The 13075-nt window shown below is 69.9% G+C and carries 12 protein-coding genes and 1 pseudogene; all 13 read left to right on the top strand.

Features of this window, described 5'->3' with window-relative positions; all coding sequences use genetic code 11:
• Nucleotides 1–230: 230 nt before the first annotated feature.
• The 13 genes and pseudogenes from LQ326_RS23505 (at nt 231) to LQ326_RS23455 (ending at nt 13006) form a co-directional block, all read left to right on the top strand.
• On the top strand, nt 231–698 hold the full coding sequence (locus tag LQ326_RS23505; protein ID WP_234539454.1) for a hypothetical protein: 468 nt from the start codon (nt 231–233) through the stop codon (nt 696–698).
• 139 nt (nt 699–837) lie between these two features.
• Nucleotides 838–3885 (top strand): DUF927 domain-containing protein, encoded by a 3048-nt coding sequence (locus LQ326_RS48360; protein WP_234539452.1) that lies wholly within the window; start codon nt 838–840, stop codon nt 3883–3885.
• 294 nt (nt 3886–4179) lie between these two features.
• Complete coding sequence (locus tag LQ326_RS23495; protein ID WP_234539451.1) at nt 4180–5775, top strand: DEAD/DEAH box helicase; 1596 nt, start codon at nt 4180–4182, stop codon at nt 5773–5775.
• Between the two features lie 87 nt (nt 5776–5862).
• Nucleotides 5863–5973: pseudogene (locus LQ326_RS48760) on the top strand (HGGxSTG domain-containing protein); the annotation flags it as partial.
• Between the two features lie 33 nt (nt 5974–6006).
• Nucleotides 6007–6408, top strand: coding sequence for a hypothetical protein (locus tag LQ326_RS23490; protein WP_234539449.1), 402 nt, complete (start codon nt 6007–6009; stop codon nt 6406–6408).
• Nucleotides 6409–6625: 217 nt separating this feature from the next.
• The gene (locus LQ326_RS23485; RefSeq protein ID WP_234539448.1) at nt 6626–6790 is read left to right on the top strand and encodes a hypothetical protein; all 165 of its coding nucleotides are present in this window, start codon (nt 6626–6628) and stop codon (nt 6788–6790) included.
• Nucleotides 6787–7053, top strand: a complete 267-nt coding sequence (locus LQ326_RS23480; protein WP_234539446.1) for a hypothetical protein — start codon at nt 6787–6789, stop codon at nt 7051–7053. The genes LQ326_RS23485 and LQ326_RS23480 overlap by 4 nt, the downstream gene beginning before the upstream one ends.
• Nucleotides 7047–7226, top strand: a complete 180-nt coding sequence (locus tag LQ326_RS49230; protein WP_308402002.1) for a DUF2742 domain-containing protein — start codon at nt 7047–7049, stop codon at nt 7224–7226. The genes LQ326_RS23480 and LQ326_RS49230 overlap by 7 nt, the downstream gene beginning before the upstream one ends.
• A 372-nt stretch (nt 7227–7598) precedes the next feature.
• Nucleotides 7599–8243, top strand: a complete 645-nt coding sequence (locus LQ326_RS23470) for a hypothetical protein (protein WP_234539443.1) — start codon at nt 7599–7601, stop codon at nt 8241–8243.
• A 78-nt stretch (nt 8244–8321) separates the two neighbouring features.
• The gene (locus LQ326_RS23465) at nt 8322–8531 is read left to right on the top strand and encodes a site-specific integrase (RefSeq protein ID WP_234539442.1); all 210 of its coding nucleotides are present in this window, start codon (nt 8322–8324) and stop codon (nt 8529–8531) included.
• 176 nt (nt 8532–8707) lie between these two features.
• Nucleotides 8708–8995, top strand: coding sequence for a helix-turn-helix domain-containing protein (locus tag LQ326_RS48755; RefSeq protein WP_372496930.1), 288 nt, complete (start codon nt 8708–8710; stop codon nt 8993–8995).
• The gene (locus tag LQ326_RS23460; protein WP_234539440.1) at nt 8992–9372 is read left to right on the top strand and encodes a hypothetical protein; all 381 of its coding nucleotides are present in this window, start codon (nt 8992–8994) and stop codon (nt 9370–9372) included. Before LQ326_RS48755 ends, LQ326_RS23460 begins: the two co-directional genes overlap by 4 nt.
• Nucleotides 9362–13006: a phage tail protein gene (locus LQ326_RS23455; RefSeq protein ID WP_234539439.1), complete on the top strand. Its 3645-nt coding sequence runs from the start codon at nt 9362–9364 to the stop codon at nt 13004–13006. The genes LQ326_RS23460 and LQ326_RS23455 overlap by 11 nt, the downstream gene beginning before the upstream one ends.
• The last annotated feature ends 69 nt before the right edge of the window (nt 13007–13075 follow it).

Below are 13075 nucleotides of genomic sequence, written 5' to 3'. Positions count from 1 at the left end.
GGAGCGCGGCCTTACGTCGGCGCAGGCCCGTCGCATCGTCGCCCTGCTCGGCCTGGCAATGCCTCGTCCTGCGGAATCCAGCGGCAGCAGCAAGGCCGCATGACAGCGGCCCCCAGCAGGCGCGCCAACGCCGAAGTGCTGAGGGCCGGAAGCCCACACATCCACCCATGAATGCCGAACGGCGGCGCGGGCCCTACACCCATTGCGCCGCCGATCGAAAGGAGCTTCAGATGAAGCGTACGACTATCGCCCGGCACAGCACCAGCAGGCTTGAGACGGCACCCGCCGAGACCAGCCACGAACGCGTCCCGGACACCGACGCCGTCACCTGCCGCGCCGCCGGCCTCTATGCGGCCTGCGTCGGATACGAGACGGCGCTGAAGGCGCCCGGCGCGGCCAACACGCTGGACAGGATGGCTGAGACGGCCGCCGAGATCCTGCCCGACCTCGTCAAGGTCGTGAACGCCAGGGGCGGCGCCGAGTTCGCCGAGGCCCTGCTCGCCGCCACCGTGGCCCCCTTGATGGCGTTCGCCGCGATCGAGCACGCCCGCGCCGAAGCGGCGAGTGCCGATGTCGGCTACCTGTTCGACCTGCTCGCCGACAGGGTGAAGGCCGGGGTCGACCCGCGGATGATCCGCCGGGACGCGCTCGCCGCGCCCGCCCGGATCCGCGAACTCGCCGAGGCCGCACGCGCGTGACCTCCCGTCCCGGCCGCCGCGCGCCCCGACTGACGCTCGTGGTCGGTCGGGGCGCTGCGGCGCGCAGCACCGTTTCGAACTCCCCCAGAACGCCCCGCGACCGCGCCACCACGGCCGCCCACTCCGCGAGGACTTCAGCGTGACCGACAGCACGATCCCCGGCATTCCCGTGACTCACGACGAGCGCGGGGATACCGGCACGCTTGCCGCAGACCCGCAGCTGGTTCGCGCCTGGCTGACCTCCCGGGTCGCCGCGCATGGCCTCACTGCGCTCTGCTCAAAAGACGACTGGACGGGCATCCAGACCAACGACCTGGACGAGGCCGTCGACTGGGCGCTCGGCCAAGACCGGAAGGGCGTCGAGGGCATCTACTGCCGGGTCACCACCGTCAGCGGCCGCTTCCCCAAAGGGGCGCGGGGCAAGGCTGCGGACTCCGCAGCCCTGTTCGGCATGTGGTCCGACATCGACTTCGGCAACGACCTCCACAAGGCGACCGGCCTGCCCGCGAACGCCGACGAGGCCCGCGACGTCCCACGCTTCGCGAAGCTCTCCGAGCCCACCCGTGTTGAGCATTCCGGCGCCGGCTTGTACGTCTGGCACGAGTTCGACAGGCCTGTGATCATCGGTGATGACATCAGCCAGGACGACGCCGTGCGGCTCGCCTCAGACTGGCAGCGCATCCTGCTCGCCGGAGCGAAGAAGATGGGCGTCGGCTACGGCACCGGCGTGAAGGACCTGGCGCGCGTGCTGAGGCTCCCGGGCACAGTCAACCGCAAGCCCAACAGGACCCCGGTTCTGTGCCGGGTCGTCGAGAACAGCGGCCCGCGGTACACGCTGGAGCAGGTGCGGGAACTGGCCGAACGCCTGGCACCCAAGCCGAAGAAGCGCACGCCCCCGAAGCCCGTGGCACCACGAGGCGAGAGGACCACGGCAGCCAGCAGCGGTAATGGCCGTGGCCCGCTGGAGATCCTCGGCGAGCACGAGTGCTGCGGCGAAATCCTCGCGTACGCCGGAGCGACCTACGCGGAGCAGTTCCCCGGCATCTGCTCGTACTGCGGCCCCGACTGCCAGCGCTGGTACCGGCCGGGGTGGCAGGACGGCTGCTCGAAGGACGGCATCGCCGTACACAAGGGCGGAGCCGCCGTCACCGTGCGCACAGACAACTTCCCTCGTTTCCCCGATGAGTTCCTCAACAAGGTGCTCTCGGGTGGTCAGCTCTTTGCCGCGCTCCACCATGGCGGGGATGAGTCGGCCGCTGCGAAGGACATCATGCGTGCCGCGCACGGGCGCCCCGAGGCCACGCCGGCAGCGTGCGCCCTGCCAGGTGAGGTCCTCGCCGAGATCCGCACAGAGACCGCGGACAAGGGCAGTGGCAGGCACCTGCGTGCGGTACCCCCTGGCGCGGGCAAGAACGCGCCTTCGACGGACGGCGCGAACGCCCTCGCGGACGACAGCGCAGAGGGCGACGACCAGCCTCCTGCCCCCGAAGTGGGCTTCGACTTCACCTCGTTCGGGCTCCCCCCAACCATCACCACACCCACCGGCTATCGAGTGAACTCCGGCGGGGTCGCCGTGAAGCGGGTGATCGGCAAGGACAACGAGGTGTGGGTCCGCTTCACCTTCGCCCCCTTCGTCCTGACCGCCTCGTTCGAAGACCCCGACGGCAACCAGTTCGTCGAGCTGTCGTGGTTCGACCACAGCAAGGGCACTCGCCGCATCGTCTCCCGCGTGATCTCCCGTGAGATCTCCAAGCGTGGCCGCGAACTCGTCAAGCAGCTCGGCGGCGCTGGGCTTCCTGCTGTCGAAGGCGACGCCCGCCTCTTGGAGCGGTGGCTCGCGGAGTTCGAGGCCGCCAACGTCGGCCGCATCCCCAGCAAGCAGCTGGCGCGCTGGCTCGGCTGGCAGCCCGACGGCGGGTTCATCTCTTCCCCCGACGACGGCGTGACGGTCGACGTCACGTACGAGGAGATGCGCGGCCCGGCCAAGGCACACACGAAGCGCGGCACCCTCGACGGCTGGAAGGCCGCTGTCGAGGTGCTGGAGAAGTTCGAGGTGCCGCGCGTCGCGGTCGCCGCCGCTTTCGCTGCCCCCCTGCTCCAGCCACTCGGCGCGGACTCCTTCACTCTCGACATCTCCTCCCGCAGCACAGGCGGCAAGACCACCTCGTTGCAGTGCGCGCTCAGCGTGTGGGCCAACCCGAGCGTCCAGTCCGACGCCATGTCGAACTGGCGCACCACCTTGTACGCCATCGAGAAGCGGCTCAACCTCGTCCGCGGCCTGCCCACGGTCTTCGACGAGACCATGGCTGTCACCGACGAGGGCCTGATCGACGAGGTGCTCTACCAGGTCCCCATGAACCACGGCAAAGCCCGCAGCGGAGGCGCCTACGGCAGCATGCTGCCCTGGCAGACGATCCTCCTGTCTTCTGGTGAGCGCGCGATCCAGTCGTTCACCACAAGCCAGGGAGCGGCACCCCGGGTCCTGGGTACCACGGTGCCACCCTTCGGCCGCAACGGCGGCGAGGCCGCGGTCCGCGCCCGTGACGGTGTCCTCGCCAACTTCGGCCACGCCGGGCCAGCGTTCATCGACTACATCCTCGGCCGACTCGACAGCCCGGGGGGAGTCGAGCGGCTGAGGGACTGGCACAAGAACTTGCAGAAGCAGTTCCGGGGCGACAACGACATGACCGCCCGGCGTGCGCCCATGGTCGCCGCTCTCGCCCTCGGAGAGGCACTGGCCGCGAGAGCGGGGCTGCTCCCGTACGAACCGCTGTCGGTGGAGCAGTGGAACAAGCTCTTCACCGCGTTCAGCCCCACCGACAACCGGCCGGAGATGGCGATGGACGTGGTCCGCGAGTACCTGGCGGCGCACGCCTGGGAGCTGTACGGGGCGGTGTACGACGGCGACCGGCCGCCGTTCCGAGGCTGGCTCGGGGCAGCGAAGCATGTCAAAGGTGAGACGAAGATCGCGGTCCTCCCGCAGCGGCTGAAGGGGATCCTCAGCGAGGCCGGCTACTCCCTCGACGCCGTGCTCGGAGGGTGGCTTGAAGCGGGCTACCTGGAGCAGCGAGAGAAGCAGCGCCCCCCGCACCTGATCCCGACCCGAGTCGACGGCCGCGTAGTGAAGTGCTTCGTCTTCGTTCCTCACGCGCTTGCCGACGACGAGGCCGCGGGGGAGGCGCTGTGAGGCCGTGTAACGCATCGCTGAGTTACGCCCTTTCCGCAGGTCACACCCGTTTCTGGGGGCGTAACGCACTCTCCGGAAACACACACCCCAAAACTCACTCACGCGTGTGTGCGCATGCAGGCGTGCGCACATGTGGGTGTCTTCCCTGAGTTACTGAGTTACATCTCAAGATCTTAAAAGAAAACAGCAGGTCAGAGGACCTTTCGGGCGTAACGCAAGCCGTAACGCAGACGTACCGCAGCGAGCGGAAGACGTTACGCCCGCCCTCCCGCACACCGAACCGAGGTGATCCCCATGCCCGAAGCGCTCCCCCTCCGCGACTACCAACGCGCAGCCATCGACGCCCTCCACCACGGATGGCACGCCGGCGGCCTGCGCCTCGCCGTGCTGCTCCCCACCGGCGCCGGTAAGACCGTCGTGTTCTCCCACCTCGCCGCCGAGCAGCACGCCCGCGGCGTCCGCACCCTCGTCATCGCCCACCGCGACGAACTCATCCAGCAGGCCGCAGCCAAGGTCCGCGCGGTCGCACCCCACCTCAACGTCGGCATCGTCAAGGCCGAACGCGACGAGCACCAGGACGCGGACGTCATCGTCGCCAGCGTCCAGACCCTCGCTGGCCACAAGCGTCGGGAGCGCATCGAGGGCGTCGGCCTGGTCATCGTCGACGAAGCCCACCACGCCGCGGCCCCCACCTACATCGAGGTGCTGAAGCACTTCGGGTGCTTCGACCGCACCCCCACCGCCGGATTCACCGCGACCATGCGCCGCGAAGACGGCGGCCTCGCCGACGTCTGGGAACGCATCGTCTACACCCGCGACATCCTGGAGATGATCGCCGACCGGCACCTCGTCAACGTCCGGGGCAAAGCCGTACGCGTGGGAGGCCTCGACCTCGACACCGTCAAGACCCGCGCCGGCGACCTCCAAGACGGCCAGCTCGCCCAAGCCCTCGACGACTCCGGAGCAGCTGCGGTCGTCGCCGACGCGTACGCCGAGTTCGCCGCCGACCGGGCCGGGGTCGTCTTCACCCCCACCGTGGACACCGCGAAGTCCATGACCGACGTCCTCAACGCCCGCGGCATCCGCACGGCCACCGTGTGGGGCGACATGCCGAAGGACGAACGCGCCGACACCCTGCGGGCGTACGCGGCCGGCGACATCCAAGTCCTCGCCAACTGCATGGTGCTCACCGAAGGTTTCGACGCCCCGTGGGCATCCTGCGCCGTCATCGCCCGCCCCACAAAGTCCGCCGCCCTGTACGTGCAGATGGTCGGCCGGGTGCTTCGCCCGTGGGAGGGTAAGCGCGACGCCCTGGTCCTGGACGTCATGGGTGCCTCGACCCGGCACAAGCTGGCCACCCTCGCCGATCTCACCGAGCGCGAGCTGACGGTGGACGACGGGGAGTCCCTCGCGGCGGCCGCTCTCGACGACGACCCCGACGCTCTGCCAGGCCTGCGCGCGGTCGCGGTCGACTGGCAGGACATCAGCCTCTTCGATGAGTCCCCCGTCCGCTGGCTGCGCACCCACGGCGGCACGTGGTTCATCCCCGCCGGAGACACCCTGTACTTCCTCCTGCCGGGCGACGAGCCCGGGGCGTACCGGATCCGCCGCTCTACGCCCGCCGAGGGCGTACGCGCCCCCTCGCCGGATCCCGAGTACCCGCTGGAGTTCGCGATGCGGTGGGCGGAGGTCTACGCCGAGCGGTCTGCTCGGCACCTGGCCCGACGCGGCGCGGGGTGGCGGCACCGGGAGCCGTCGCCGAAGCAGGTCAACTACTGCCGGTTCAAGCGGATCGCGGTACCAGTCGGCGCCACGGCTGGCGAGGTGTCCGACCTCCAGGCCGTGCATGAGGCATCGCTGCGCTTGGACGGGCTGCGGCGGGCAGCCTGATCCCGGTCTTCCGGCCGTCGACCGGCGGCCGGCCAACCCGAAGGAGAACGACATGGTGCATGGGGTCCACGCCCCCGGGCGTAGTGCATGGGGTTCCCGGTGAGCGCCCGCTGCGGTGCGCGGTGCCGGGATGGGTCGGAGTGTTCGAATGCGCCGATGCAGGGTGGGGAGCGGTGCCGGATGCATGGGGGTGCCAGTCCTCAAGCGCGGGCTGCTGCTGAGCGGCGGCAGTTGGAGGCGGATGCATCGCGTCTGCTGGCCGAGCTTGATGTTGCCCCGGTGGGTGATCCGCTTGCGGGGCTGCTGAAGCTCGCGGGGCAGGTGCTCGCGTGGCAGGAGTCGACGGCGGCCCTGGTCAACGCTTTGGATTCGCCGCGGTATCGGGGGGCGAATGGTGCGGAGCAGCTGCGTGCCGAGGTTGCTCTGTATGAGAGGGCGATGGACCGGGCGTGTCAGGTGCTGGCGACGATCGCGAAGCTCGGCATTGAGGAGCGCTTGGTTCGGGTGACCGAGCAGCAGGCGGAAGCGGTGGTGTCTGCGATCAATGCTGCGTTGGAGGCTGTGGGCGTGAGTGGCGAGCAGGCGGAGCAGGCGCGGCGGGCGGCTGCACGACACCTTCGGAGTGTGGGCTGATGGATGCGTTCAGGCAGGCGGCGGATTGGTTGGAGCACGGTCGGCCGGGTGAGCGGAGCGCGGCGGAGGAGGCGGCTCGGTTCGGGGTGCTGCTGTGGGATGTGGGCGGCCGGCGGGCGTACGAGCGGCAGGAGGCTGGCGCCTATCGGCTGAGTCTTGTGGGCGCGGGTTCGGTGCTGACGTACGAGGTGCTTGGCGTGGCCCTTGGGGACTTGCGGTGACGGGCGCGTTCGGGGTGGCGGCCTCGTGGTTGGAGTTGGGGCCGCCGGAGGCGCGGGCGTTGGGTGAGGAGATTTCGGCGCTGTTGGACGTGTTCGACGAGCAGGAGCTCGTCGAGATCGCTGAGGCGCTGGTGACGGATGACTGGAGGGATCGGTGGTGAACGGGTGGGGGTTTGCGGCGGTCGCGGTCGTCTGCGTGACGGCCCTGCTGATCGCGCTCTTGCGGGCTGCGGTGCGCATCGGGCCGCAGGCGCAGCGGGGGCCTGCTCCGGCGACGTCCGAGGAACGGCACCGCGTGGAGTTGTCGGCGGACGAGGAGTTCGCCGCGGTGCTGGAGCACAACCGGGCGGGCCGTGCGGCGTTGGGGCGGCAGATCGCCGAGGCGGCCGAGCGGGCGGAGCGTGAGCGGCGGGGCGAGTGGTGACGGCGGTGGATGAGACGGCGTCGTGGGCCACGGAGGAACTGGCGCACCTGGCGGACATTCCGACGTACGGCAGTGACGCATGGCATGGGCTGGAGCCGGGGGATCCGCGGCGTCAGGCGGCGTTGATCGTTGCGGCCGAGAGGTGGCGCGTGGGGCAGGGGACGGGCCGGTGACGCGCGTTCGGAGAGCTCTCGCTGTGGTTGTGGGCGTGCGGGCGGAGCTCATGGATACGGCTGGGGTCGGGCTGTTGGTGGCGGCGGCGTTCACGTGGTGTGTGACGGCTGGGCTGGTGGCGGCCGGGTTGGCGTTGCTGGGGTTGTCGTGGTGGCTGGATCAGGATCGGGAGCAGAGGTGAGCGGCGGCCGGCCGGGTCTGGTTCGGCTCGGGGGGTCGTGGCGCGGGCCGCCGACGGCCGCGTGTGGTGGGGCCGCTGGCCCTGATGGTGTGGAGCGGCCCGCGCGGCAGTGCGCGGCCGGTGATCGGATTTCGGAATGACGGAGGCAACAGTGATCGCAATGAGTGAAGAGCAGGGAGTGAGGACGGTCATGGTGACGATGACGAGTGGGGACGTCGAGCGGGTGGCGGGCGAGGTCGAGGCTGCTCGCGCGGTGCTGGCGGAGGCTGAGAAGGCCTATGCGGCGACGCCCTCGCCGGGGGCGTGGACGGCGATCGGGGAGGCCCGTGGGGTGTTGGAGCGGGCCGAGACGCGGGAGCGGGTGACCCGCGGGCAGTGGGAGGCGCTGGAGGGGCACAGGCGGGCGCGTACGGCGGCGGGTGAGGCTGCGGTGGCCGAGCTGGGTGTGGAGGCGGCGCGGCTCGTGGAGACGCGTCAGGCGGCGGTGGAGGCGGTGGTGAAGGCTGAGGCGGCGATGCGGCGGGCGCTGGTTGCGCTCAACGGGCACGACCAGGCGGTGAGGGCGGTGGGTGCCGAGTTGCAGGTTCGTGGGTTGCGGGAGGAGCCGGGGCAGGTGACGGCGGCGACCTTGGACGGTTCGCCGATGCTGGACGGTGTGCGGTGGCCGTTGGTGGACGGGGTGGGGGTGCTGCTGGCGGTGCTGAGGGACGAGGTGCTGGGCCTTTACCCGCGTCACCCGTTGTCCCGTGTCTCTGCTCCGGCGTATGGCGGTCTGTCGGCGGCTCAGGGGCGGGACGAGGTGGTTGCGGAGGTGCGGGGCCGCCGGCGCGGCTGACGGGTTCGGGGCGGGCGCCCGGTTTCCTCTCGGGGAGGCCGGGCGTTCGGCGTTTCGGGGCCGGGGTGGGTGCACGCGTTGCGGCACGGGTTCATCACGGACGCGCTGGAGGCGGGCGTGCCGCTGCATGTGGTGCAGGATGCGGCCGGCCACCGGGACCCGCGGACGACGCAGCGCTACAACCGGCGCCGTGGGCGTCTGGACGGGCATCCGGCGTACACGGTGGCGGCGGCGATGGCGGAGCGGCTGGAGGGCCGCGCCGAGGCGGGTGAGGCTCCGCGCCCCTGACCGGTGTGGGAGGGCCTTCGGCGGCGGCTGAGGGCCCTTTGTCGTATTCGGACAATGCATTGTGGTGTACAGATTCCGTCATCCTGCATGCCCGTATGCAGGGAGGTTCCTGGTGTGCACGTCGCAAAGTGGGGAGACTTCCCCTATCTGCGCAGGCTGGGCCGTAAAATCTGCACATGGAAGATGTGACTGTGCACGATGCTGCACCCCTCGATCTGCCCCTGTCTCGTCGGAAGTCGGCGAGAGCGCGGGCCGCGGTCCTGCTCGCTCTTGGTGGGACTTCCACAATCACGGGCCGCGCCCTGGGCGTGGACCCCAGCACGGTTCGCCGATGGCGGCAGGCGCCTGACTTCCGGGGCGAGGTGGCGCAGCTGCGGATGCGGCTGGTCGGTCACGACCCGGTGGGCGCGCTTGCGGCCCTGTCCGGGCGGTCGGCGGGCGGGGAGCGGGGGGCGGGCGAGTGAGCCGGCGGAAAGCGCGTAAGCCGCGCAGGCAGCGGTCTGAGGGCGCAGGCAAGGTCACCATCCGCATCGAGTGCGGGCCAGGGGCCACCGTCGAGGTGGTGCTGCCCGGCTACACGGGCGACGACTACCGGCAGGCGAAGGAGAAGGCGCAGGCCGGTGACTACCGGGCCCCGGAGATCTGGCGCCTGATCCGGGCGGTGGATGCCGCGGTCGACCACGAGGGCGCCGCACCGCTCGATCCGTCGCTGTGGGGTGACGCCGACTTCCTGAAGGTTCTCGCCTACCTGGGACTCGTCGACAAGGGCGAGTGGGGTGCGGCGGACGATGCCGCGGTGGCGGCGTGGCTCGGCGGGGAGGGGGCCGACGATGGCCGGTGATGAGGTAGAGATCCGTGTCCGGGTGACAGCTGATCAAGCTCACCGTGCCTTCCGGGATCTCAAGACTGAGGCGTCCAACCTGCGGGGATCGCTGATCCCGCTCGCGACCGCCGCCGCGCCGCTCGCGGCCGCCATGGCACCGGTCGCGGCGAAGGCCGCCGGCGCCGGGGTGGCGGTAGCTGCATTCGGAGCCGCGCTGAAGCCGCAGATCACGAACATGGCCGCCGCGGCGAAGGCGCAGGACGCGTACACGACCGCGGTCACCAAGTACGGGGCCGGCAGCAAGCAGGCGTTGCAGGCGCAGCAGTTCATCGCGGACACGCTGAAGGGGATGCCGGCGGCGACGCAGCGGGCGGCCGCCGCCTACTCGAGCCTGCGAGACGAGTTCAAGGCGTTCTCCGACAGCACTGCGAAGTTCACGATGGTCCCGGTCGAGCATTCCTTCGCGGTCCTGGGCCAGCTGATCCCGAAGCTGACGCCCATGGCGGAGTCGGCGGCCGGACAGCTGGACCGGCTGGTGAAGGTGGCCGGCGGTGCGGTCGCCTCGCCCGGGTTGGATGCGCTGGCGGGCAGGCTCGACACGTTCGCGAACCAGTCGCTGAAGGAAGCGACTGACGAGGCGATCCACTTCATGCGGGTGCTGTCGGAGGGGGGTACGTCAGGCCCGCTGAAGACGTTCATGGAGTATGCGGCCAAGGAAGGCCCCGCCGTGCGGGAGACGCTCCGCAACGTCGGGGAGGCGGTCAAGACGCTCGTGGAGGCGTCTTCGGAGGCCGGGCCCGGGATGCTGTCGCTGGTGAACGCGGCGGCCAAGCTGGTGGCCGCGCTGCCGCCCTCTTTGGTGGCGACGATGATGCAGGCCGCGGTCGCGTTGAAGGCGATGCGGCTCGCTGGGGCCGGGTTTGATGTGGCGGCTGCTGGGGTGGCGGTGTTCTCGGCTCGGCTGGCGGCGCTGCGGGCCGTGTCGACGGCTGCCGGTGGTGGTGTCACGGGGTTGAATGCGGCGTTGGCGTCGATGTCGACGAAGGCGAAGATCGGGCTGGCGGCGGGTGCTGTCGGCGCGCTGGTGCTGGCGCTGCATGAGCTGTCGGACAACAAGCCTGCGGTGGCGGTGGATGCGCTGTCGACGTCGCTGAACACGCTGGTGACGACGGGCAAGGTCACGGGTGCGCTGAAGACGAACTTCACGGAGATGTCCGAGTCCATCGCGATGGTGTCGAAGGGCGCCTCGGACAACAAGTTCACTCAATTGATCTCGGACTTCGGGACGTTCGTGGGGATCTCGACGGGGCCGGGGATCTCGGACGCGCGGAAGAACGTGGACGCCTGGGACAAGTCCATGGCGAACCTCGTCAAGTCCGGGAACAGCAAGGAGGCTGCCGCCCAGTACGACCTGCTGAAGAAGGCCTGGGTTGCTGGCGGCGGGGATCTGAAGCGGCTGGGGAAGTTCACCGACGACTACCACAACGCGCTTGCGGACCAGAAGTTCGAGTCGAAGCTGGCTGCCGAGGGCATGGGCTTGTTCGGTGAGCAGGCGCAGAAGACGGCGGCCACGCTCGACCAGCAGAAGGCTTCGGCTGATGGGCTGCGGCAGTCGATCGAGGCACTGAACGACGCCAACCGGGCCAGTCTCGGCGGGATGATCGGGTTCGAGCAGGCCATCGACGACACAGCGAAGGCGGCCAAGGCGAATCACGGCGCTCTGTCGATGACGAACGGCGTGCTGAACCTGAGCAGCCAGAAATCCCGGGACGCGGCCAGCGCGTTGCAGGACCTGGCTGACAAGACCAGCGCTGCGGGCACCGCGCAGCGTGAGGCGGGCGCGAGTTGGGAGACGGTCAACGGGGTCTATGCGCGGGGCCGGGCGAACCTGATCAAGAACGCTGAGGCGATGGGCCTTTCGAAGGATCAGGCGAAGGCGCTTTCCAGTCAGTTGTTGCAGATTCCGGCGGACGTGGTCTCCAAGGTCAGGATGAACACCGAGGACGCCAAGGCTGGGCTGGAGTCGTTCAACGCGGCGCTGAAGCGGACGCCGGGCGCGAAGAGCGTGACGCTGAAGGCTCTGTCCGCGTCGGGCGAGCAGGTGCTGGAGGCGTTCGGTCTGAAGGTGAAGCGCCTTCCGAACGGCAAGGTCAAGGTCACCGCGGCGGCTGGCGGCGCACTGGCGGCGATCAGCAACGTTGCGGGGGCACTGAACTCCCTCGATGGGAAGACCGCGCACACCTACGTCATCCAGGCGACGAAGACGTCGAACGCGGGCACGGTCTACCACGAGGGTGGCAAGTACGCGCGCGGCGGCCTGGTGCGCCGGATGGCCGACGGGGGCGCGATCGAGGGCGGCTCGGGCACGCAGGACGATGTGCCGCTGCTTGCGATGGGCGGTGAGTTCATCGTCAGCAAGAAGCAGACGCAGAAGTATCGCGCCATGCTGGAGGCGATCAACGAGGACCGGGTGCCGCACTTCGCGAAGGGCGGCCTGACGCAGGCGCAGAAGGACGCCCGCGGGCAGTTGCGGGGGCAGTTCGGGATCTCCTCGTTCGGCAGGCTGGCGGGCTACGAGCGGACGCCGTTCGAGCGGTCGCTGGGCGCGCCGTCGGACATGTCGTCGCTGGTGTCGGCGCTCAACAGTGTGGCGGGGCAGATCCGGGCGGCGTTCTCGGGGCATACGGAGTCGTCGCTGCTGCACCGGCTGTCGAGCGTCGGGAAGTCGCTGATCGGCTACGAGAAGCAGCTCAACAGCGTCACCAAGAGCCTCGCGTCGGCGAAGGACAAGCTCAACTCGCTGAAGGACGCCTCGTCGCAGCTCGCGTCGTCGGTGAAGTCCGGGATCCTGTCGTCGGCGAACATCACCGCAGGCGCGGCCGGAACTACGCAGACGGTCGCCTCGATCATGGGCGGCCTCACCCAGTCCCGGGACCAGGCGACCGCGTTCGCGTCCGCGCTGAAGCAGCTCAAGGCCAAGGGCCTCTCGGCCAGCCTGATCCAGCAGATCGGCGAGGCCGGCATCAGCGGCGGCGGCCTGGAGACTGCGGGCGCCCTGCTGGGGGCGTCGTCGTCGGAGATCTCTTCCCTGAACTCGTTGCAGGGGCAGATCAATTCGGCGGCCGGCAGCGCGGGGAAGACGACCGCCGACAGCGTGTACGCGAAAGCGATCAAGGATCAGACGGGCGTGGTCACCAAGCTCACCCACCAGCAGGAGAAGCTCGAAGGGGCCATGGCGTCGCTGGCGAAGACCATGGAGAAGCTGATCAAACAGGCGCTCAAGGGCAAGGCGAGCGGGGGCATCGTCGGGGCGGCCGCGTCGGGCGGCCTGCGGTCGGATCTGACGTGGGTGGGCGAGCACGGCCCGGAGTTGCTGGATCTGCCGGCGGGGGCGCGGGTGTGGTCGAACCCGGATTCGCGGCGGCTGGCGGCCGGGCAGGCGCCGTGGGCGTCGATGCTGAACAGCCCCCGCCGGGCGGGCGGTAGCGCTGCATCAGGCGGGCGTGAGCAGGTGGTCAGGGTGGAGGTGGAGATCGTCCCGCCGCGCGGCGGCGAGCACGGTATTCAGGACGCCTTCCTGAAGATCATTCGTCAGTCCATCCGGCTGCGCGGCGGCAACGTCCAAAGGGTGCTGTCGGGCGGATATCGGTAGCGAGTAGCGAAGGGCGGGAGTCGGCGCCGACGCCTGTGGTGTAAGCGGAGAGAGGGCGCGTCCAGCGCG

Source organism: Streptomyces shenzhenensis (genome assembly GCF_021462265.1).
GTDB classification, from domain to species: domain Bacteria; phylum Actinomycetota; class Actinomycetes; order Streptomycetales; family Streptomycetaceae; genus Streptomyces; species Streptomyces shenzhenensis.
Note: the sequence above shows the minus strand (reverse complement) of the source record. Positions and strands in the feature narration are given on the sequence as shown.